The sequence below is a fragment of the Streptomyces sp. Ru62 genome (assembly GCF_002920615.1).
Taxonomy (GTDB): domain Bacteria; phylum Actinomycetota; class Actinomycetes; order Streptomycetales; family Streptomycetaceae; genus Streptomyces.
Window position 1 is genome coordinate 1 of record NZ_PQSU01000009.1, and the last position, 21,727, is coordinate 21,727.

Annotated in this window: 20 protein-coding genes and 1 pseudogene; 9 read left to right on the forward strand and 12 right to left on the reverse strand. The window is 70.9% G+C overall.

All coding sequences use genetic code 11. The features are described 5' to 3' along the window. Nucleotides 1-411: 411 nt before the first annotated feature. From C3492_RS13695 to C3492_RS44620, 4 genes and pseudogenes are all read right to left on the reverse strand, one after another. Complete coding sequence (locus C3492_RS13695) at nt 412-1,041, reverse strand: DUF305 domain-containing protein (protein WP_103812043.1); 630 nt, start codon at nt 1,039-1,041, stop codon at nt 412-414. Nucleotides 1,042-1,173: 132 nt separating this feature from the next. Continuing rightward, nucleotides 1,174-2,481, reverse strand: a complete 1,308-nt coding sequence (locus C3492_RS13700) for an LVIVD repeat-containing protein (RefSeq protein WP_258055687.1) — start codon at nt 2,479-2,481, stop codon at nt 1,174-1,176. 178 nt (nt 2,482-2,659) lie between these two features. Beyond that, a pseudogene (locus tag C3492_RS45705) lies at nt 2,660-2,861 on the reverse strand (IS1380 family transposase); the annotation flags it as partial. Between the two features lie 661 nt (nt 2,862-3,522). After that, nucleotides 3,523-3,759, reverse strand: a complete 237-nt coding sequence (locus tag C3492_RS44620; RefSeq protein WP_181140357.1) for a hypothetical protein — start codon at nt 3,757-3,759, stop codon at nt 3,523-3,525. A gap of 13 nt (nt 3,760-3,772) precedes the next feature. Between C3492_RS44620 and C3492_RS44625 the strand changes: the two genes are divergently transcribed. Continuing rightward, nucleotides 3,773-4,093 carry a hypothetical protein gene (locus C3492_RS44625; RefSeq protein WP_181140358.1) on the forward strand — a complete coding sequence of 107 codons (321 nt, stop codon included), beginning with the start codon at nt 3,773-3,775 and terminating at the stop codon, nt 4,091-4,093. 170 nt (nt 4,094-4,263) lie between these two features. Here the strand turns inward: C3492_RS44625 and C3492_RS13720 are convergent, their stop codons facing one another. Both C3492_RS13720 and C3492_RS13725 read right to left on the reverse strand, forming a co-directional pair. Beyond that, complete coding sequence (locus C3492_RS13720) at nt 4,264-4,500, reverse strand: hypothetical protein (protein WP_103812045.1); 237 nt, start codon at nt 4,498-4,500, stop codon at nt 4,264-4,266. Between the two features lie 90 nt (nt 4,501-4,590). Then, entirely contained in the window at nt 4,591-5,094 is a 504-nt protein-coding gene (locus C3492_RS13725; RefSeq protein ID WP_258055688.1) for an alpha/beta fold hydrolase, read from the reverse strand. 481 nt (nt 5,095-5,575) lie between these two features. Between C3492_RS13725 and C3492_RS44630 the strand changes: the two genes are divergently transcribed. After that, nucleotides 5,576-5,737 (forward strand): hypothetical protein, encoded by a 162-nt coding sequence (locus C3492_RS44630; protein ID WP_181140359.1) that lies wholly within the window; start codon nt 5,576-5,578, stop codon nt 5,735-5,737. Nucleotides 5,738-5,851: 114 nt separating this feature from the next. On the opposite strand, the gene C3492_RS13730 is transcribed toward C3492_RS44630, so the two are convergent. Next, on the reverse strand, nt 5,852-6,211 hold the full coding sequence (locus tag C3492_RS13730) for a MerR family transcriptional regulator (protein ID WP_103812046.1): 360 nt from the start codon (nt 6,209-6,211) through the stop codon (nt 5,852-5,854). 61 nt (nt 6,212-6,272) lie between these two features. Between C3492_RS13730 and C3492_RS13735 the strand changes: the two genes are divergently transcribed. Next, nucleotides 6,273-7,412, forward strand: coding sequence for an alkene reductase (locus tag C3492_RS13735; protein ID WP_103812047.1), 1,140 nt, complete (start codon nt 6,273-6,275; stop codon nt 7,410-7,412). Nucleotides 7,413-7,622: 210 nt separating this feature from the next. On the opposite strand, the gene C3492_RS46890 is transcribed toward C3492_RS13735, so the two are convergent. After that, a complete protein-coding gene (locus C3492_RS46890; protein WP_374938344.1) occupies nt 7,623-8,165 on the reverse strand; it encodes a hypothetical protein in 543 nt (180 codons plus the stop codon). A 6-nt stretch (nt 8,166-8,171) separates the two neighbouring features. Between C3492_RS46890 and C3492_RS13745 the strand changes: the two genes are divergently transcribed. Further along, nucleotides 8,172-9,482 (forward strand): SUKH-4 family immunity protein, encoded by a 1,311-nt coding sequence (locus tag C3492_RS13745; RefSeq protein ID WP_103812234.1) that lies wholly within the window; start codon nt 8,172-8,174, stop codon nt 9,480-9,482. 1,036 nt (nt 9,483-10,518) lie between these two features. Continuing rightward, nucleotides 10,519-13,374, forward strand: a complete 2,856-nt coding sequence (locus C3492_RS13755; protein ID WP_181140360.1) for a PKD domain-containing protein — start codon at nt 10,519-10,521, stop codon at nt 13,372-13,374. A 746-nt stretch (nt 13,375-14,120) separates the two neighbouring features. Here C3492_RS13755 and C3492_RS13770 read toward each other — a convergent pair. Next, a complete protein-coding gene (locus C3492_RS13770) occupies nt 14,121-14,750 on the reverse strand; it encodes a helix-turn-helix domain-containing protein (RefSeq protein ID WP_103812049.1) in 630 nt (209 codons plus the stop codon). Nucleotides 14,751-14,890: 140 nt separating this feature from the next. Here C3492_RS13770 and C3492_RS13775 point away from each other — a divergent pair, with 140 nt between their 5' ends. Both C3492_RS13775 and C3492_RS13785 read left to right on the forward strand, forming a co-directional pair. After that, nucleotides 14,891-15,880 (forward strand): alpha/beta fold hydrolase, encoded by a 990-nt coding sequence (locus tag C3492_RS13775; protein ID WP_103812050.1) that lies wholly within the window; start codon nt 14,891-14,893, stop codon nt 15,878-15,880. Between the two features lie 425 nt (nt 15,881-16,305). Continuing rightward, nucleotides 16,306-17,127, forward strand: coding sequence for a DUF1963 domain-containing protein (locus C3492_RS13785; RefSeq protein ID WP_103812051.1), 822 nt, complete (start codon nt 16,306-16,308; stop codon nt 17,125-17,127). Nucleotides 17,128-17,448: 321 nt separating this feature from the next. On the opposite strand, the gene C3492_RS13790 is transcribed toward C3492_RS13785, so the two are convergent. Further along, the gene (locus C3492_RS13790; protein ID WP_103812052.1) at nt 17,449-18,327 is read right to left on the reverse strand and encodes an alpha/beta fold hydrolase; all 879 of its coding nucleotides are present in this window, start codon (nt 18,325-18,327) and stop codon (nt 17,449-17,451) included. A 137-nt stretch (nt 18,328-18,464) separates the two neighbouring features. Here C3492_RS13790 and C3492_RS13795 point away from each other — a divergent pair, with 137 nt between their 5' ends. Together C3492_RS13795 and C3492_RS13800 are read left to right on the forward strand one after the other, a co-directional pair. Beyond that, nucleotides 18,465-20,402: an AfsR/SARP family transcriptional regulator gene (locus C3492_RS13795; RefSeq protein ID WP_103812053.1), complete on the forward strand. Its 1,938-nt coding sequence runs from the start codon at nt 18,465-18,467 to the stop codon at nt 20,400-20,402. Nucleotides 20,403-20,683: 281 nt separating this feature from the next. Further along, nucleotides 20,684-20,905, forward strand: coding sequence for a hypothetical protein (locus tag C3492_RS13800; RefSeq protein WP_103812054.1), 222 nt, complete (start codon nt 20,684-20,686; stop codon nt 20,903-20,905). A 16-nt stretch (nt 20,906-20,921) separates the two neighbouring features. On the opposite strand, the gene C3492_RS13805 is transcribed toward C3492_RS13800, so the two are convergent. Then, nucleotides 20,922-21,098, reverse strand: coding sequence for a hypothetical protein (locus C3492_RS13805; RefSeq protein ID WP_258055689.1), 177 nt, complete (start codon nt 21,096-21,098; stop codon nt 20,922-20,924). 212 nt (nt 21,099-21,310) lie between these two features. Beyond that, entirely contained in the window at nt 21,311-21,628 is a 318-nt protein-coding gene (locus C3492_RS13815) for a helix-turn-helix transcriptional regulator (protein WP_103812055.1), read from the reverse strand. Nucleotides 21,629-21,727 lie beyond the last annotated feature (99 nt).

The window sequence follows — 21,727 nt, forward strand, 5'->3', positions numbered from 1 at the left end:
TGAGACCGGCCGCCGGGCCCATGCCAGCGGCCAGGCCGGATCCTGGTAGCCGGTGGCCGCTGCGCCCCGCCCGACCCCCATCACCTGCGTGAGAAACCCCCAAGCCGCGGTCCCGGCATACTCACCGCTCACGCCCGGCCGGCGTAGTTCTGCGGCCACACACGACACAACACACGGCATTCGAAGCGGCTGGGGGGCAGCGACAACCCGGCGGCATCACAAGGCGGCGGCACCCCCATGGAACGAATGCCGCCGCTTCATGATCGCGTGCGCCGTTGACGCGCGAGAGGCCTGACACCAGTCGTTGAAGTCGCCGCGCACCCATCCCTTGACGCCCGCGTTCGGCCCCGACTGGTGGGGGATGCTCCGATGGCAGTCGACGTAAGTGCGGGTGTTCTTGGCGAGCAGGCCCTACGTCTTGTCGTCCAGCATCCGCTGCATCATCTGGACCTGGGCGTACTGGGTGGCCAGCATGTCGGTCGCCCACGTCTGTATGGTCTCGTCGGTGCCGTTGGTGAGCACCTCCGTCAGCATGCCGATCGCGCCGTTGTGGTGCTTGATCATCAGTCGAAGGAACTGCACGTCGAAGGCGTTGCCGGTCGCCGCGCTCAACTGGTCCAGCTCCTCGGGGGTGGCCATCCCCATCGCCTCGACCATCATCGGATCCCGCAGCATCTCCTCGTACGACTGCTGGGGATCCGTCTTCTCGAGGCCGTTCCACTCCTGCCATGACTGCATCATGTAGATTTCGAGGCCCTGCTCGACGTCGATCCGGTCGGCGAGCGCACGCAGCTCGCTGTCGCCGGACCTCGACGGGGCCAGCCGGCTCAGGATGAGCGCCTGCTGATGATGCGGGATCATCATGGCGACGAAGTCCGCATCGGCGTTGTTGGACTCGACCTGCGGATTCGTCGACGCCGGGGCGGGGGCGGCCGCCGCGGCCGGGGACGTCCGCCCAGCCGCCGCGCTGGCGGACGCGGTTGCGACGCCGAGCAGACAGGCTGCTGTCAGCAGCGCACTTGCAACTCTGCGGTACCTCACTGTGCGCCTGTTCCCTTCTGCCTCGCCACGCGGCACCCTGGGAGCCACGCACGCGGCGGGCTGAACTTGTGGCTTGCTGCATGTGTGGGTGCGGCCCCGGCGGACGTGCCGCCCGCCGGGCCATGGGCAGGATCAGGGCTTGTAGCTGTACTGGGTCTGCGTGTTCAAGAAGTCCAGCCGGACCCGGTTGGCGCTGTTCGGCGCTCCGGTGAGCTGGAGCACGTCCAGGCCCTTGGTGATGTCACTGGAGTAGATGCGACCGTTGTACCAGTACGCCGACCAGGAGCCGCCGAGCTGCAAGGTCTCTTTGGACAGCGGGCCGCGCTCGAAGTAGCCGATCTCCTTCGGATGGTCGGGGTCGGTGAAGTCGATGACCGACACGCCGCCCTGGTACCAGGACTGCACCATCATGTCGCGGTGCTTGGCCGGGATCAGCGAGCCGTTGTGGGCGACGCAGTTCTCCGTCTGCTGCTGCATGCGCGGAATCTTGAAGTAGCTGCGGAACACCAGCTCGCGGTTGTCGCCCTTGCCCTTGATGTCGTAGATGGCGTCGGCGCCGCGGTTCGGCCCGATCTGCTCGTTGCAGGTCGGCGCGCTGCCGCCTCCGAGCTCATCGGTGAAGACCACGCGGTTCCCGTCGTTGGTGAACGTCGCCGAGTGCCAGAAGGCGAAGTTCGCGTCGGTGGCGCTCGTGATCACGTACGGCTTGGTGGGCTCCGAGATGTCGATCAGAGCACCCTCACCCATGCAGGCGCCGGCGGCCAGATCCTTCTCGGGGAAGACGGTGATGTCGTGGCAGCCGGCGGTGGCGCCCGCGCCGCCGTCGGGGAAGAGCACGGGCGTGGCGACCACGGACGCGGAGTCCGGGTCGTCCAGGGGAACCTTCACGATCGAGATCGAGTCGTGCGGGGGCTGGCAGTGCGGGAACGCCGGGGACGGGCCGTACGAGGAGATGTAGAGGTAGGCCGTGTCCCCGCCGTCAGCGGGAACGTACGTGTGCGTGTGGGAACCGCAGTCGGTCCGCACCGACTTCAGGTATTTGGGGTTCTGCTTGTCGCTGATGTCGAAGATGCGGATGCCTTCCCAGGCATCCGGGTTGGCCGCATTGGAGTTCGTGCTCGCACAGGACGGATTCGACTGCGGACCGTCGACCGACACGAACAGCAGCTTTCCGTCCTCGGACACGGTGGGGTCGCCCTGGCCGCCGTTGCACGCCATCTGGGAGACGATCTCCGGCTTCGCGGGGTTCCGGATGTTGTAGATCGTGAACCCGGCGTAGCTGCCCTGAATGGCATAGTTGCCATAGAACGCCAGGTCGCTGTGGGTGGCATTGGCGAGCGGGCCCTGCCTCGGGACGTTCGCCAGGGGCTTGATGTTCGCACTGTGTGATATCTCGTCGACGCCGAGGTCACCGTCGTGAGCGGTGGACGGGCCGGCCATTCCGAACGACGTGACTACGAGTACGCCGGCGAGTACGGCCGCCTCAAGGGCGCGGCGCGCTCTTCGCGCGAGTGTCGAGCCTTGCAACGCGGGGCCTCCTGTCACGAGGGGCGTTACGGACCCACGCAATATAGAAAGCTTGTCATGATCATATCTAGGCATGGTCATGACATAATTTTGAATTGACGTGGTCGGCGGCCGTGTTCGAGGCCGCGTTGCCGGACCAGAGCAGGGCTGCCCCCGGTTCGCCGGTGCCGCCCGAGCCGTGGTCGTCGAAGCCCGTCAGCTGGTGGTAGCCGTAGGTCTTCTTTCAGGTCGCCGTCGAATCCTGCGCCTCGGAGTGCGAGGACCAGCACGCCATCCAGATCGACCGTCACCTCATCGGCGAGTACTGCGCGATCTCCTCGGGACCACGCTCCTGACGGCCGGCGCCGAGCATCCGACGAAGGGGCTGACCACGTGTCCGTTCGCCACGGTCGGCGGCCGGTGGGCCCAACGAACCCTGGACGTCGTCACCTCCATGCCCCGCCGCGGCGACACGGTAGTCGGCGACGACGTCTGGTTCGGCTAACCCGACGGCCGTCATGCCCGGCGTGCGGATCGGCGATGGCGCCATCGTCGCCGCCGGCACGGTGGTCACCGCGGACGTCCCGCCTTACTCCATCGTCGGCGGCAACCCGGCCAAGGTGATCCGGCAGCGTTCCGACGACGCCGACGTCGAGCGGCTGCTGGGCGCCGCCTGGACGCTGCCCAGGTGGGAGAGCAACGCAGCCGCAGGATCGTGCCGGGTCGAAGTGATCGACCCGCACAACGAGTTGGGCGCCGTCCTCGACGAATTCGTCGGCGTCGTCGGCCTCTCGCGGCAGCCGCGCTTCGTCGTGTCGCCCGCGGCACATGCGGCGAGCGCCGTGTTTCGGACGGTGGCGCCGTCACGTCGTCTGCCTGCACGGCGGCCTCGTCGCCATCCGTGGCAGCGACGCGCGGAGATTCCGCGCGCCGTGATCCTGCACGTGGCGCACATCCACAACCGGGACATCGACATCACCTCCGCCAGATCCTCCCGGCGTCGTAGTCGCTGGGGGCGGCCAGGCTGCCGGCCGCACCCACGGCGCTACCGAGCGGCGGGAACGCGTCCATGCCGGAGATCAGCACCAACGGCATGGCCATGGTCGCTGCGGCGCCTGCGAGCAGCGCGACACCTGGGCCGCGGTGGCGCAGCAGCCGCGCGGTGATGGCGCCGGGTGCCAGAACGGCGGCGGCGAGCAGGACGTAGAGCATCAGGTGTTGGCTGTTGCTGGAATTCCGCCCACGCCCGCAGTGCGTCGAGGTGGTCGAAGTCGGCGAATCGCTCGTCCCGGTGGAAGGTGAGGAAGCACTCGGCCTGCCAGGCGATCACGGCCAGGACGGACTCTCCTTGGTCGGGAATCAATGGTCAAGCTGCGATCCGCTGACGCCGGCGGCGCGGTGGAGCGGCTCGTTGTTCGTCGCGTGGACTCCTTCCTCGGATCCCGCGTTGCTGTGGTGCTTCGCGCTGCTGTCGGCCGGCACGAATACGCCGCGCGAACCGCCGGTCCCGCCGCAGGTCCGCCTCGATCCGCACGAGTGTGTGTAGCTGAGTTCCGCACCGCGCTCGGGGACACGGGCACGGTTGTCTGCCCCTTTGATGTGGGTTTGTGAGGCAACCGAAGCCGCCGCAGTGGTGATCATGCTTAACGATGCTCCGGAGAGGCTGACGGCCCGTGTGGGTGGGGTTGCCGACGACGTAGTCGGCACCCCACACGCTCAGTGGCCGCCGCGCGGCTCGGAACAGCCCGACTCCAGGAACCGGCCGTTGACCTGGACTTGGTAGTTGGTCGACTGCGCGAACGCGGTCACACAGGCATCGTGACGGACGTTGAGGACGATGCTGGTACCTGGGTTGCTGTCGGGGTCGTGGGCCTGCACGAAGAGCGTTCCGCGCCCCTGCTCGCTGTCCGGACCTTCGTTTCGGTAGCGGAGCTTGAGCAGCGCCGTGCGCACACTCTCGGCATCCCATGTCTTGGCCGTCCAGGGACCTGGCGACCGCAACCTCGACAAGGACGGCGACACAGAGGAGTGAGCGGCTGGGCGTCAGGCGGGGTCGGACGACAATGCGCCGAGAACGGCAGCGAGGCTGTGCGGGTCTCGGCGGGCGATGTTGTGGCCGACGGGGATCTCGTGAACCCGCCGGCCCGGGTCGTTGCGCAACCGTTCGGTCAGGGTCACGAACGGGCTACCCCGCCACGCGCCACCACTGATGAACGTTCGTTTGAGCGCGCAGCCGGGATTGTCTTCCAGCCTGATCGACTGGACGAAGCTCGCCAGTGGGTGCGGTCGCGCGCGAGGGTCAAGTCCTTCGGGTACCGCGACCCGTCGACCGTCGGCGCGTGCGCCGGCTATGAACAACTCCCAGAAGCTGTCGCTGGTCAAAGACCAACACGAATCCCCGTCGTCCGGGACATAGGCGTCGATGAAGACGAGCTGATCGAGGCGGTCGCCGAGCCGATCCGCGACACCGGCGATCACCATGCCGCCGTAGCTGTGCCCGCACAACGCGACGGGCGTTCCGTCGCCACGGTCGATGATGTCGGCCACCTGGGCAATACGAGAGTCGAGGTCGGCGGACAGTCCACATCGACTGGACCGTCCGATTTCAGCCCCGACAGGGTCACCGCCTCGACGTCGTGACCGGCTCGACGCAGCTCGGCGGCCACCGAGTCGAACACCCATCCGCCTTGCCAACCGCCGGCGCCATCACGAACTTCACCGCGTCATCGTAGGTCAAGCAGCACCCGACGAGTACAGCCGGTGAGCACACGCCACGCCAACGCTCAAGGCCGGCGGCAGCGGGCCGTGAGGCGAGTCCGTACGCAGCGGCCGACTTCGGCGATGAAGCTCAACAGGCCCTCAATGCCACGCGGTTCTGAAAGGCGGTCCTTTGCGTGAGCGAGATCAAAAGGGCCGCGCCGGGATCGCGAAGCGCGGGACCGCTTCGCAATCACTGTCCTGGAAGAGAAGCCCTGCCAGTACGCGCCCGTCGCTCACGAGGTCCTCGACACCGTCCTCGGCCGGAGGCGTGACCGTCGGCCTCGGCCTGCCCGACGACGTCGCCGCCGTACCAGCGGAAGCGGTCCGGGGCGCCGTCGACGACCTCGCCGTCGACACGCTCGACGGTCTGGCCATCCCACAGCCCAGCCCAAAGCTGGCCCACCAACTGCAGGACCTCGTCGTGCACTGAGGTCGCAGGCCGACAACTCCCGGGCGGGCAGCAGCGCACGCCATACCGGGCTGCCCGTCCAGCCGCCCGTTTCGGTCTGCCGTCCCGGTACGAGTCGGTCGGGGGTACGGCCGGTCAGGCGCCCCGAGCCGTGCGGATGACCTCGTCCAGGGTTTCCCGGGAGCGGCGCAAATCGGCGATCATACGGTCGATCCGGTCGCGCTCGGCGCTCAGATCCTGCACCAGACGGGGGGTGGCGATCGCGGAGGGTCCGCCGTCCCGGTCGCGCATGCAGGGCAACAGCTGCCGGATCTTCTCGCTGCGCAGCCCGGCCGCGTACAGCTCCTGGATGCGGATGACCCGGTCGACGGCCGTCTCCGGGTAGTCGCGGTGGCCGCCGGGGGTGCGCTCGGCGGTGAGTAGCCCCTGGCTCTCGTAGTAGCGCAGCGACCGCTCGCTCACGCCGGTGAGCCGGGCCAGTTCACCGATCCGCATGTCCGCCTCCGACGGAAGAGGGCTTGAATCTCACATCAGTGTCAAGTTTTACCGTGCCGGCATGACGCGGACAACGGACTTCCTCGCCCCCGCCCGGCTCGGCCGGCTCGCCCTCCCCAACCACCTCGTGATGGCCCCGCTGACCCGGAACCGTGCGGAGGCCGACGGTACCCCGACGGATCTGATGGTCACCCACTACGCTCAGCGGGCCTCTGCCGGGCTGATCGTCGCCGAGGGTTCGACGCCCAACCGGGCCGGACAGACGTACCCGGACATCACCGCGATCCACACCGACCGGCACGCCGCCGGCTGGCGGCGGGTCACCGATGCGGTGCGGGCGGCCGGCGGGCGGATGTTCCTACAGCTCCAGCACGGGGGCCGGGTCAGCCACCCGGCGACCACCGGCCTCACGCCCCTCGCACCCTCCCCCGTCCCGCTGCCGGAGAAGATCTTCACACCACAGGGCCATCGGCAGGCCGTCGTCCCGCGGGCGATGACGACGGACGACATCCGGGCCACGATCGCCGACTTCGCCGCCGCCGCACGCCGGGCCGTCGACGCGGGTTTCGAGGGCGTGGAGGTGCACTCGGCCAACGGGATGCTGCTGCACCAGTTCCTCGCGGACAACACCAACCGCCGCACCGACCGCTACGGCGGCTCTGTCGAGCGGCGGGTGCGGTTCGCGGCGGAGGTGACCGAGGCGGTGGCCGACGCGATCGGCGCGGACCGGGTGGGCATCCGTATCTCCCCCGCGAGCACGGTCAACGGCGTCCTGGAAGAGGACACCGACGGCCTCTACGCCACGCTCCTGGACCGCCTGAAGGGGCTGGACCTCGCCTATCTGCACCTGGTGCGCTCCGACCCGGCGACCGGCTGGTACCGGCGGATCCGCGCCGACTGGCCCGGCATTCTGATCGGCAACCCGGACCTGACCGTCCTGTCCACGCAGGCCGTCACCCGGGCCACGCGGGAGATGCTGGCGGCCGGCGCCGACCTGGTGGCGCTCGGCCGGCCCTTCCTCGCCAACCCGGACCTGGTCACCCGGCTCCGCCTCGGAGCACCGCTCAACCCGGTCCGGGACCGGTACTTCATGTACGTGGGCGGGGCCGCCGGCTACAACGACTACCCCACCCTGGCGGATCAGGGGAGGCCGCCGTCCAGCCCCTCGATCGTGGCGTTGGACGGGGCACGGGGCGCCTGAAGATCGCGGGCCGCGTCCTCCGCCGCGCCGAGCACCCGTACCGCTACGGCGAAGCCCGCACCGACCGAGCGTCCCCGCCGCAGTTCGTGGTCGGGTGGTGCGCATTACCCGCAGATGGTGTATCAGGTGCCTTAGTACTCCAGCAGCGGTTCGTGTCCTGGTGGTTGTCGTTGTCCTGGTATGGAGGGGATGACTGAAGTCGCCGACAGGTCAGGTGACTTGGAGTCGGTATTCGCCCGGGTGGCGGGCCGGTTTTCTCGCGCGGATCTGCGGTGGCGGATGCGGGACTACGCCCGCGGTCTGCTGGGGCGGGCGACACGCAAGAACGGCTGGCAGCTCGCGGAATGAGCAGGTCACCGGACTCCCGACTGCTTCCAGAAGGCGATAGCCGGGCTCCAGACCGCGCGCGGTCTTCGGCTCGCTGATGTCCGGGCAGTGGGTGGAGATGGCTGCGGCCACGATCCGGTCGTCCAGGCCGGGGTCGCGGCGGCGGTCGTGCAGGACGAGGGCGAGGTGGCGGCGGGCTTCGGGGAGCAGGTGCCGGCGGTGGAAGCGGCCGCCGTCGTGCACCACGAACACGGTCGCGGTGACGTCGACGGCCGCAAAGGCGACGTGGACCACGGCGGCGACACGGCCCCGATCCGCCGCACCCTCCGCCTGGCCCGCCGCCGCGCCATCATGGAACTCCGCCGGAAGCGGGGAGGGGTTCGAGGACGGGGAGCCCGCCATGCCGTCAGCGCCGGCTGGCAGCATGGCCGCATGACTGACGATCTTGACGGCGTACTGGCAGATCCCGCACGGCTGCTGATCGCCGACCGTGCGCCACTGCGCGACCACCTCTCCCACGACGACCGGGCCCGTTGCGTCGGGGGTGAGGTCTTCCTGCAGGCCGAGGCGATCTTCGGGGGCGCGGAGGTGACGCCCGCGGAGTTCGCATCCTGGCTGCACTTCGCGGCGAAGGCCACCGGCCACGACGCGTACGCCGACCGGATCGCCGCGGCCGGTCCCGGCATGCCGTGGCGGACGGTGTGGGCGTGGTGGCGGCCGGCCCACTGGTTCCCGGTCCACCCGAGCCTGAACGGCGACTACTTCCGGGTGCGCCGGTGCGGGGACGGGGATCGGGAACTCGTCGAGGTGACCGACCAGCGTGGCCCCCTCTGGCTCGACGCGGCGACCGGCCACCGGGTGACGGGTGTGGACGAGGCGGCGCTGACCGACGCGTCGACCGCGACCGGGGCCGCCGAGGCACCCGCGCTGTACGAACTGGACCTGTTCCTCCCGGAGGAGTGGGAGGGCGCCGTGGCCTTCGCTACGGACGGCGGCCGGACCCGGTATCTCGTCGAGAGCGTGCACGGCATAGCGGTCGTGGAAACGGACGCCGACTCGCTGCGGGACTGGCCGCGCGGCGCGGGCCTCGACCCCACGTCGGCGGAGCAACCACCGCCGGGGCCGGCCCCCGCCGTGCGGAGGCCGACGGGTCCGCTCACCGCGGCCCGGGTCGACGACGCCTTCGGCGGTGCGCGGCACGTGGTGCGCATCGCCGAGAGGGACCTGCCCGAGGGGCTCATCCACGCGGGCAGCAGGCGATATCTGCGGGAGGTCGGTCTGCCCGCCTGGTGGGTGGGCCACAGCGCTCAGTACGAAACCCACCCTCTTGACGCCATGCGCCCACCGGCGGAGGGTGTCCTGTCGGACGAGAGCCTGCCCGACGGGGTGGCCGCCGCCGACCTGATCGCCTTCGGCACCACCGAGTACGGTGAGCTGTACCTCCACCGTCACGACGGCGCGGTGCTCATCCGGAGCCGCCTGACCCGCCGTACCGAGGAGGTACTGGTGCCGCTCGCCCCGGACCTCGACGTCTTCACCCGCACCCTGGAGGCCGTCGACCGTTACCGCAACGCCTGCTGGCACCCGTACCCGGTGGAGGGCGGCCAGGAAGCCGTGACGGAGCTGTTCCTGGCGGAGCTGGCGGAACTGGCCCCGGACCTGTCCGACCAGGACACTCCTACGGGCAGGGTGTGGAGCTGGCTCTACGCCGGCATCACGGAGCTGGGGGTGGACGGCTACTGAGCCGGTGCGGCCAGGTGACCGGGTAACGCCGTCTGCCATGCTCTGCTCCTGATCACCGCGGAAACGGCCGATGAGCCCGCACGAACCCAAGCAGCCGACGCACAGCGGGGCAGGGCAGAGCAAGAGCAAGAGCAAGTACGAAAGCAAGTACTGCCTCGTGGCGGGCGGGGAACGGGGCAGCAGGTCGGACCGCTGGTGTCAGGCGACCGCGGGGCTGACGGGACTGAAAGTTCGGTATGCAAGTCCATCCAGGCCCGCAGCAGGGGACATGGCATGGCAACGCTGCTTCACCCTCGCCCGCACCGGCCGGAGGCCTCCCCGAGACGGCCGGTGAACTCTTCGTCCAGGGCGAAGACCTCGGAGCATGGGTCGTCGCACAGCGGCAGAGGTGGGACAAGCTCTCCCCCGCGCAGCAGTGGCCACTCGGCAGCACACTCGGACGGGAACCCGCCGGGCCTCGGGGGACGCCCGGCAAAGCTCACCGCAGACGACAAGTGAGCGCTCAAGCTCCGCGCCACCCGGCAGTACCTCGCCCGCGGAGGACACCTGGGCCCGGCCCGCAAGCACATCGAGCGCCTGGGCATCGACGGCGTGGAGGTCGACATCACGCTGGGGACATTCTTGGAGAACACCCACCGCCGGGCCGACAGACTCACCCCCGAGCGCCGTGCCGAGCTGGCCCGGCTCGGGATGCGCTGGTAGCAGCCGACCCGTCGTACCGGCGGGAGGTCGGCTTGGGCGCGTTGGCGGATTGGCGTGCAACTCGCCGCGACACCGGACTACTTGAGCAAGGCCAGGTCGGATCGTGGCCGTTCCTTTAGGGTGGGGCTGAGATCATGAGCTGCGCACAGCTCCTGAGCCGAACCGTCCGGGACCGGCAGGTCGTGCCTGTGACCGGCGGCTTGCTCCCACCACGTCATCGCCTCACGAGTGGTGGGTCGATGACCCGCGCATCAGACCCCGGTGCCGTCATCCGCACCGCCGATCCTTCCCTGGAGCTCATATGCGAAGACCTCGCCCCGCATCTGGTGTGTCCGTGGCCGTTCTCGTCGTGGCGGGGGTGGTGAGCGGCTGGGGAACCGGTGAGGCGGCGGCTGAGCCGAGCCCGGCCGGGACGCTGTATGTGAATCACGACGGGGTGTGCAGCGACACGGCGACGGGCTCGGCGAGCATGCCCTTTTGCACGGTGCAGGCAGCGGCGGACGCGATGGTACCGGGGCAGACGGTTCGTGTCGAGTCGCCGGACGGCCTTCCCTACGTCGAGTCCGTGACCCTGACTCGGTCCGGCACCAAGGACGCCCCCATCACGTTCACCGGGGCCGCCCTCGTCCCCGAAGGCTCGCCGGCGGTCCTCACGCCGAAGGGATCCGCACCGGCGCTGACGCTCGAAGCGGTGCACGACGTGCGTATCCAGTCCCTGGGGATCGGCTACGCGAGCGCGGACGCGGTAGCGGTGACGGGCTCCACGGGCGTCACCCTCGACCGGTTGTCGTTCCGTCGCCCGGTGCCGTCGGCCGACGGCACCGGTACCGCGGTCAGCGTGGACGGCGCCTCCTCGGACGTGACCGTGTCGCGCAACCGGGTTCCGGACGGGTACGCCTACGGCGTGCAAGCGCAGCCGGGAGCCTCGCAGTTCACCGTGACCACCAACGTGGTGACCGATCCGCGGCGGGGCGGGATCGTGCTGACGGGAACGTCCGGAGCCGCCGTGACGAGCAACACGGTCATCACTCCGTGCGCCACCGGGATCTCGCTGGAAGGCACGAGTCGGGGGACCGTGGAGAACAACGTGGTCGCTTCTGCCGGGGCGAAGCAGACCGACAGTTGCCCGGCACCCACGGCTCCGCTGTACTCCGTGTCCGCCGCATCCGCTGACCAGGTCACCGGCGACTACAACGTGGCGGCGAACGGTGTCGGTGCCTTCGCCCGGCCGCGGCCCGAGTGCGCGTGGGCCGGCACCCCCTACACCACCGCCGCGTCGCTGCACGACGCGACCGGGCAGGGCGCGCACGACATCGACGGGCTCAACGTGCCCACCGCCACGGCGCCGCCCGAGCACTCCGCGCTCATCGACTCCGCCGATGCCGACGCACCGGGTGAGCTCACCACCGACGTCGACGGCTCCCCGCTCGTCGACGACCCCCTCGTCGACGACACCGGCACCGGCACCGGCCCGACGGCCCACCCCGACCGAGGCGCCGTCGAACGGCAGGACTCCATCACCGTCCCCGGCGACGACATGCCGTCGCCGTCACGGGGCGTCGCGCCGTTCGTCACCTCGGTGAAGACCGACGACGCCACCACTTCGTGGGGGAAGTCCATCGCGACGTACTCGGTCGACTTCGGGGACGGCAGCGCCCCGGTCACCCAGGCACCGGGCGCCCCGATCACGCACACCTACACCACCCCGGGCGTGTACGCCCCGGCCATCACGGTGACCGACGCCGACGGGTCGAGCCGCACCGTCCGGTCCGCTGCCGTCGACGCGGGTACGGCCACACCACCGGCCGCCTCGCTTTCCGGCGCCCTGGTCACCACCGCCGACGGGCAGGTGGACGCCGGGGACGCGTCGTTCACCGTCGCGCAACCGGCGGACGCGTGGGAAGTCGCCTACCGAGTTCTGACCTTCGGTGACGGTGACCATGAGAGCCTGGCCGACGGCCCCCAGAAGATCGAGCACCAGTATCCGGCAGCGGGCTCGTACACCGCCACGCTGACCCAGACCGACCTGCTCGGCCGCACCACCACCGCCAAGGTGACCGTGCACGCCGCGGACGCCTTCCTGCCCATCACCGCGCAGTATGACGCCGAGAGGACGATCCCCGCCCACGGCGTGCTGAAGCTCTCCGCGGCCACCGTGCACGCCGACTCCGACGGCGTCGACGCGGCGCGCCTTCAGGTCGTCACCAGCGGTGCCAAGGCGAGGGGCATCCTCACCCTCTACACCGACGGCACCACCCGGCCGGGCACCTCCACCGTCGGCTTCGAACCCGGCCGGACGGTCTCCAACGAGGCGACGGTGAAGGTCGCTCCCACCGGTGCGATCGACCTCTACAACGGCAGCTCCGGCCCGGTTACCGTCAACGTCGCCACGCTCGGCCTCCAGTCGCACGCGCAGTTCGGCCGCACCTACCATCCCGCCACGCCGATCCGTCTGCTCGACACCCGCGGCGCCACCGGCGGCCACACCGGGGCGGTCACCGGCGGCCACTCGGTCACCCTGACCGTCTCGGGCGCCCACGGCGTCCCGGCCGACGCGAACGCCGTGGTGCTCAACGTGGTGGCGACCGCCACCAAGGGCTCCGGCAGCCTCACCGTCTCCCCCGCCGGCACCGTCAACTCCGGTGTGAGCGGCCCGTACTGGACCACGGGGCAGACCGCCTCCGCCCAAATCGTCGTCCCCATGGTTCCGCTGATCAACGGCAAGGTCGTACTCCGCAACAACAGCAAGTCCTCGGCGCACCTCGTCGCGGACGTGGTCGGCTGGTACGGCCCCACCGCGAGCGGGACGACGTTCCGGCCGGTCAGCCCGGTCCGGATTCTCAACACCCGTACAGGGACCGGCGGGAGGACCGCCAAGCTGGGCGCTCACGCCACGCTCAGACTCAAGGTCACCGGCGCCCACGGGGTACCGGCGAACGCGGTGAGCGCGGTCGACCTCAATCTCACGGTGCCCTCGCCGACCGGCAGCGGCTACCTCGTCGCCTACGCCGACGGCACCACCCGACCGGACGTGCACTCGGCCGACTACACCAGCGGACATCCCGCGGCCGGCGCCGCGCTGGTCAAGGTGGGCGCGGACGGCGAGATCGACCTCTACAACGCCGGCTCCACCGCCGTCGACGTCGACATCGATCTCCTCGGCGACTACAGCCTCAACACCGTGGGCTGACCGCACAACAGGCCGTCGAGTTCATCCGACGCCTCTGTATCCCGACGACGACTCCCTGCCACACAACTCGTGACCAACAGGCAGCGTCTACGTATGGCCAGCGAAGCGGTGGAGAGGGCGACGGCGGTGTCGATCTCATGCCACGTCCACCGAGGCAATCGTCGGCGCCGTCACCGGCTCCGTCGGCCGGTGTGCTGGCCCTGCCAAGGGGTGCGCATCCGTGGCAGAGATGGACGCTCTCGGCAGGCTGGGGGACGCAGCGCACGCTCGGAGTCGTCCTGGTGGAGCCCAAGTGATGGAGGTAGCCGTCTACGTCGCCCAGGACAGCGCGGGACGGTGGCGGCACGCTGCCCGTCCACACCTCGTGCGCACGGACGTCGACGTGGCGCAGGTATCCCTGTTCGGCTGGGGGTGTGACTGTGGCTCGTCTCTCCGCAGCCGTACTTGCCGGGTCCCGCGTCAGGCCGCATACCCCGGGACGTACTCCGCGTCGACCCGCTCCCGCCGCTCCCCCACTACCTGTTGCGGGCCGACCGGGGAACGTTCCAGCACACCTTGGTCCGGCTGCCGGCCGCCGGCGCTGTCGCCGGGCGGAAGCGGACCCGGAGCTGGCGTTCGTTCTTCGCGGTGCGGATTCGGGAGCGGGCCGCCACCAGAGCGCTACAACGGCCCGCCGATTTGAGCCGAAGCTCAGTAGTTGTCGCCGGCAGAGTCGGATGACGTGGCGAATGAGACCGGACAGCTGCTCACTCGGGGGCCTTTCTGTGACCGGTCCCGCGAGCAGCGGCTGGAGGGGTGCGCGGCCGTAGGCGCTCGCCCTGCGGTCCGAACATGACCAGGTACTCGACCGGACCGCTGGGGCTGGAGTTCGCCACCCCGTGCGGGATGCGGGTGTCGAACTCGGTGACGTCCCCGGGTGTCAGGATGAGGTCTTGGTCGCCGAGCACCAGCCACAGTCGCCCGTACAGGACGCACAGCCACTCGTAGCCGTCGTGGGAGACCTGACGGGGCCGCGCGGGCAGGTCCTTGAGGGCGGGCAGGACGTGTTTGTGGGCGTGCAGGCCGCCGACGTACCGGGTCAACGGCAGCACCGCTTTATCATCCCCGAAGCTCAGCGGCGCCGTGGCGCGCGGCTTGGCCGCGGGGGCGGGCGCCGTGCCGGCCAGCTCGTCCAGGGAGACGCCGTACTCCTTCGACAGCTGGAGCAGCACCTCCAGGGTGGGCTTGCGTCGGCCGGTCTCGATCCGGGACAGCGTGCTGGTCGAGATGCCGGTCGTGCAGCTGACACGGGCGAGTGTCGCACCGTGGTGCTCGCGTGCGGCCCGCAACCGGGGCCCCATCGCGGCCAGTGAGCCGTCCATGTCGTCGACTGCCACCTTTCACGCTCCTTCTTGCCGTGCTGCTCCACCGCTCTGTCCTGCAAGGTTGCCAGAATGGCAAGGCTGATCGCGTCGGGCGGGTGCTGCGCCGCATGATCGATGGGTAGCCGCGTCCGCCGCGAACCGAGGGGAAGCCCATGCAGCCCGAGCCGACCGCCGAGCTCCGTCACCGCACCGTCGAGGCCCCGGCCGGGCGTCTGCACCTGGTCGAGCAGGGCACCGGTCCGCTGGTCCTGCTCGTGCACGGCTTCCCCGAGTCCTGGTACTCCTGGCGCCGCCAGCTTCCGGCCCTCGCCGCGGCCGGCTACCGGGCGGTGGCGATCGACGTGCGAGGTTACGGCCGCTCCTCCAAGCCGGAGGCGACCGACGCCTACCGAATGCTCGATCTGGTGGAGGACAACGTCGCCGTCGTGCGTGCCCTCGGCGAGGAAAGCGGGGTGGTCGTCGGCCACGACTGGGGCTCCAACATCGCCGCCGGCTCCGCCCTGCTCCACCCCGAGGTCTTCCGCGCCGTCGGCCTGCTGAGCGTCCCCTACGCGCCGCCCGGCGGCCCCCGCCCCACCGACGTCTTCCGCCATATCGGCGGCCCGGAGCAGGAGTTCTACGTCTCCTACTTCCAGGAGCCCGGCCGCGCCGAGGCGGAGATCGAGCCCGACGTCCGGGGCTGGCTCGCGGGCTTCTACGCGGCCCTGTCCGCCGACACCATGCCCGCCCAGGGCGAGCCCGACCCGCACTTCGTCACCCGCGGCGGCGGCCGGCTGCGCGACCGCTTCCCCACGGGAGTCCTCCCGGCCTGGCTGAGCGAGGACGACCTCGACGTCTACGCCGGGGAGTTCGAGCGCACAGGGATCACCGGCGCGCTCAACCGCTACCGCAACATGGACCGGGACTGGGAAGACCTCGCCCCGCACCGCGGAGCCCCGATCAAGCAGCCGTCCCTGTTCGTCGGCGGCGCTTTGGACGCCTCCACCACCTGGATGTCCGACGCCATCGATACCTACCCCACCACCCTCCCCGGCCTGTCGGCCTCCCACCTCCTGGACGGCTGCGGCCACTGGATCCAGCAAGAGCGCCCCGACGAGGTCAACCGCCTGCTGACCGACTGGCTCGTCACCCTCCAGAGCTGAACCAGGCAGTCCAAGGGAAGCAGTCCGAGCACCGGCGCACTCCCGAGGCGGCAGCGTCGGCACCGGAGCTGTGATGTACGGAGTGCCGGTCGGCTGGTCGGAGACGGAGAACCGCGTGGGCTTGTCAGCCTCGTCGAGGAGCCCGTCCCGCAGCAGGACCTGGCGGGTGGTCAGCGTGCGGGTTGGGGGCATGGGCAGCGAATCGCTCGGCGGCCTCCCGCCGGGTTCGCTCGCAGAACGCCTGCCGTCCGGGCGTCAGCCCGCCACCTTGCGGATATCTCACACAACCGGCATACCGCGCGGATCACACGTCGTCAGTCTCCCTGCCGGCACCACGTTTCAATGGTCAGGAGCGCCAAATTGTATTGCCTTCCAGCGAGTTCGGTCCTGCCTATGCCCGCCCATGACCCCGTTAGGGTGGCCCGGTGACCGACGCGAGCGTGGACAGAATGAACCGCTTCCGGGCCGAGGCGGCATCCCGGGGGCTGCCGACGGAGGAGGTGGAGGAATGGATACGTGTCGCCCGCCCGGCGGTGTACCTGGCGGAGGGCGGTGACAGCCCCCTCGTGGCCCGGGTCGGCGGCGACCCCCTGCTGCCGCACGGCGCGCCGAGGCCGTCCGATCCCTTCGTGGCCTCCGTCGACCTCGCGGCTCTCCCGCCGGGCGTCACCGGCCTCCCGCTCCCCGCCGACGGCCACCTGCTCCTCTTCTCCGGCACCGACGTCCACGGCATCGAGGGACAGGTGTCCGACGCGGTGCTGTACGTCCCCGCCGGGACCCCGACAGCCCCGAGCCCCCTCGAACACAGTTGGCGCGAGCCGTACCGGCCGCGTGAGCTCCGCACGGTCTGGCACCAGCCGAGCGCGCAGATGCCGGAGAGCTTCGCCCTCGACAGATGGGGCGAGTTCCCCGAGGACGAGCAGTTCGAACTCGCCGACGAACTCGCCGACGCCTGGGCAGACGTGGGCGGCTACCGTCCTTCCTGGGCCTTGCAGATCGGCGGCCACCCGGTCTCGCCCCAGAACGACCCCGTCCACTACGCCCGTGGCCCCGAGGAGGCCGGCTCCCCCCAGCAGGGCGGTCCGGCATATGGAGAGGGCGCCGACGACTGGGCTCTCCTGGCCACCTGGAGGTGTGGCGACGACGTCACGGAACTGGACTCCGGCGTGGCCCACTGGGTGGTCCGCCGCCGGGACGTGGCGGCCCGGTGCTTCGACCGGGTCCACCGCTACGTCGAAATGGCCTGAACAGCCCGGGGTTGCGACCGTCGACCTTCCGGCGCTCGTCGGTCGCCCTCCCCGGCCCCACCCGGTCCGTGCCGCCACCGTGACGATCGGTCTGCCCGTGCCGCGCCCCCTCGCTGCCCCGGCCTGCCCCGCCTGCGGAGCGGAAAGGATACGGTCGTACATCCGTGGTGCGCCGCGCCCTGCTGAGCGTCGCTTGGTGTTCCCCGGGCCGAGGCAGTGACCGTAGGAAGGCGGGCTGGTCAGCGGTCGCCGGATCGCGGGGCCGGTCCGGCGCCGGGAACGCGGGGCTCGCCCGCTGCCGCCCGTGCCCGGTCGGCGGGCTCAGCGGAGCAGCAGGTCGCGGATCGCCCCCGCGATCTCGTCGGGCGCCTCCTCCGCCATGAAGTGTCCAGCCCTCGTGAGCCGGTGGTCCAGGTCCGGCGCCCACGCCTGCCAGACCGCGGCGGCGTCGTAGCCCAGTCGCGCGCCCCAGTCCTGCTGGACGACCGTCACCGGCATGGCCAGCTGGGAACCGGCGTCCCGGTCCGCCTGGTCGTGTGTGACGTCGATGCCCGCCGAGGCCCGGTAGTCCGCGACGATCGACGGCACGGCCGCGGCGCTCGCCCGCAGGTACGCCGCCCGGACCTGTTCCGGCATGGCGGCCGGATCGCCGGCCCAGGCGTCGAGGAAGGAGCCGAAGTAGGCGTCCGCGCTGTTGGCGATCATCGTCTCCGGCAGCCCCGGCGGCTGCGCCATGAGGAACAGGTGGTAGCCGACCGCCGCCGGGACACCGTGCAGGACGTCCCACATGTCCAGCGTCGGCAGGACATCGAGGATGCCCAGGTGTGTGAGGGTCTCGGGATGGTCCAGCCCCGCCCGGAAGGCGACCAGGGCGCCCCGGTCGTGGCCGACCAGGGCGAAGCGCTCATGGCCGAGAGCCGCCGCCAGGGCGACGACATCGGCGGCCATGGTGCGCTTGGAGTACACCTCGGGGCCGGTGGCCGTCGGCTTGTCGCTGGCGCCGTAGCCGCGCAGGTCGGGACAGATCACCGTGTGCTCGCGGGCAAGCCGCTCGGCGACGTGCCGCCACATCAGGTGGGTCTGCGGAAAGCCGTGCAGCAGCACGACCGGGCTGCCGCTGCCGCCGACGGCGGCGGCCAGCTCCACGCCGTCCGTGCCGGGCAGGCGGACGTGGTCGAAACCGGGAATGGTGAGCGTCATGAAAGACCCTTTCCTGGGGTGGGTGGACCGATGAAAGCCTTGGTCCGGGGACTGACCGGATCAGCGTGGGCGACGGCAATCAGCAGCCGATCAGTACGCTTCGACGCCGTAGACCCGCGGCACGGAAGATGGAGGGCATGCGAATCGACGTGCTCGGTGCCGTGCGGGCCCTCCGGGATGACGGCACACCGGTCGACCTGGGCGGGCCCCGCCACCGCGAGGTACTCGCCCGGCTCGTCGCCGCCGAGGGACGGATGGTCGCCACCAACACCCTCGTGGGCGACCTGTGGGCCGAGCCGCCGGTGCGCGCCGTGGGTGCGTTGCGCACGTTCGTCGCCGCGCTGCGCCGCGCCATCGAACCCGACCGGCCGCCCCGCACTCCGCCGCGCGTCCTCGTCACGGAGGGCCCCGGCTACGTGCTGCGCCTCTCGCGCGACAACGTGGACGTCCACCGGTTCGAGGACGCCCTGGCCCGCGCCCGGCGTACGCCCGATGCGCTGACCGACCTCGACGCGGCCCTCGCGGCCTGGCGCGGCCCGGCCTACGCCGACGTGACCGGCTCCGCCTGGGCCGAGCGCGAGCGGACCCGGTTGGAGGAGCTGAGGCTGGAGGGGGTGGAGCTGCGCGCCCGCCTCCTCCTCGACTCCGGTTCAGGAGCCGAGCTGGTCGCCGAACTGGGCGCCCACGTCACCGAACACCCCTGGCGCGAGCCCGCCTGGGGACTGCTGGCCCGCGCACTGCACCGCGCGGGCCGGCAGGCGGACGCGCTGGCCACCCTCCGCCGCGCCCGCACGATGCTCGCGGACCAGCTCGGGCTCGACCCCGGCTCCGACCTGCGGCGCCTGGAGACGGACATCCTCCAGGGAGCTACGACGCTCCAGCCCGCGCGTACCGTGTGGACCGCCGGCGTACGGCTCGGCCCGCGCACCACTGTCGAACTTGCGCGCACCCTGGCCCTGGCCGGTGGTGACGCCCTCGTCCACTCGCGGCGCGACCGCCTCGCCGCCGCCCAGGCCGCGGAGCGCACCGGCGACATCGCCCTGACCGCCCGCGTCATCGGCGCCTACGACGTACCGGCCCTCTGGAGCCGGGCCGACGACCCCGAGCAGGCCCGCGCCGTCGTAGCGGCGGCCGAGCGTACGCTCACCGCGCTCGGTCCCGACGGCCCCGCCGGACTGCGCGCCCGGCTGCTGGCCACCGTCGCGGTCGAGAGCCGCGGCGCCGACCTGTCCGGCACCGAACGAAGACGTGCCGGACAGGCGGCGCGTGCGGCGGAGGCGCTGGCCCGGGAGCTGGGCGACCCCGCCCTGCTGGTGTTCGCCCTCAACGGCGTGTTCCTCCAGTCCTTCACCCGGCCCGGGCTCGCGGCGGCACGGGATCTGATCGGCATCGAGATGCTTGACCTGGCCACCCGGCACGAGCTGCCGAACTTCGCCGTGCTCGGCCGGCTCATCCGCCTGCAATCCGCCTCCGCCCTCGGCGACCTCCATGCCGCGACCGCGCACGCCGAGGCCGCCGAGCAGCTCGCCGTCAGCACGGAGGCGTCTCTCGTCCCCGTACTCACTGCCTGGTTCCGGGCCCGGGTCACGGCCGCCCGCAGCGCCGAACCGGGCGGACCGACCGCCGCCACGGCCGCGGCGCACTACCGCGTCGCTGAGGACGCCCTCGCCGCGTCGGCGGGCATGCCGGGACTGCACCGGGGCCTGTTCGCCCTCGCCCTCCTGGGCCTACGTCTCCTGCACGACCGTCCCGCACCCACCGACTCCGCCCTCGACTGGGGCCCGTACCACCCGTGGACGCACCCCTTGGTGCTACTCGCCCGGAACCGGACCGAGGAGGCCCGTACTGCCCTGGCCAGGGCGCCCGAGCCACCTCCTGATCACATGCAGGAGGCACTGTGGTGCCTGACCGCCCACGCCGCCGCCCGCCTCGGCGAGCGCCCGGTCGCCGCCCGCGCCGCGGCGGCCCTGCGCCCCGCCCACGCCGAACACGCGGGCGGGGCGAGCGGGATGGTCACGCTGGGGCCGGTGGCGCGGTACCTGGCGGAGGCGGAGACATGCGCTAAGAAGAGATGACCGACATCGTCCGCGGACCCGCTCCCCCGCCTTCTCCCGCCACCTGGGCCGGGCAACGGGACCTCCGGACCGGCCCGACCGTGTGTCCAAGGGGGGCCGTGAGCCCCCCGGTCGATGACGAGCCGGGACGCCGACTCGGCGTCCCGCTTGGCCAGGGCAGCCGCCGGTCGCCGTCTGGTCGGCGCGGCGGAGATTCCGGAGGCAGCGGCGACCCTCCACCAGCTCCTGCTGGACGAAGGCAAGCCTTCTGCTGCGCAGGGCCCGCGGCTGTCACGCAGCGTGTGGCGACCGCCTACGCCGCCGCCCGCACCAAGCCGAAGACCACGCCAATCATCGGCGTACGCGCCATCTCCCAGGCCCAACGCGCCTTCGCCCTCGCATTCACCGGCCAGGATCAGGCCATCGAAGAGATCGACCTGGCCCACCAGCTGCTGACCGGCCTGGTCCTGCGTGTCACCCGCGCCACCGTCCGCCTCGCGCGGTCTCTCGCCGGGCGGCCGTGACCCCGCAGTGGCGCCGTCAGGCAGAGGGTCGTCGGCTGGTGCCGCCGCCGCTTCCGCTCAACGGGATCAGGGTCTCCAGATGCGCACCCCTGACCCAGGAGCCCAGCAGGTCGCGGTGCAGGGCCACGATGTCCTGGCGCAGCGCCAGGCCCAGTGCGGCGCTCGTGAACGCGCGGCAGGTGGTGACAAACAAGACCCCCGCTCCCTGGCCCGTGGCCCGGCAGTGGGCGCCGCCGGGCCAGGTGAGTTGCAAAGGCCGAATACCTCCGCCGACCACGCCGGTGGTGACCGGACGTCGAGCGTGGCTGGACACGAGCCGTGTCGCGTCGAAACTGACGGCCGAACCATCCCCCAGTGCGGGGGCGATCGTCCGGGCCGCGGCCCTTGAGCAGCTGCCGCCGCTGATCATTTCGCGCGTTCGGCTCTGTCCGTGGCCAGGACGCTGTCGAGTACGGCGGCGAACCTGTCCCGTGCTTCCTCACGTAGGGACACGTAGCAGCGTGTGCCTTCCATACGTTGCAGAAGGAGCCCGGCGTCGCGGAGCACCTTGATGTGGTGGCTGAAGGTGGACTGGGCGAGCTGCACATCGAAGTCTTTGCGTGTGTGTTCGTTGCCGTCCGCAATGATGTCCATGACGTGAAGGCGGACGGGGTCGCCGAGGGCTGACAGCACTTTCGCGAGGGTGACGGCTTCGAGGTCGGGATGGAGCAGTTCTCTGGGCATGAGTCCAGAATACTTCGAACATCGACGATTATCGATTATTGTGGGTGTGCGGCGCCGCCCGGGAACCTCTCGCGCTGCCTCGCCCGCGCAGGCTGCCCG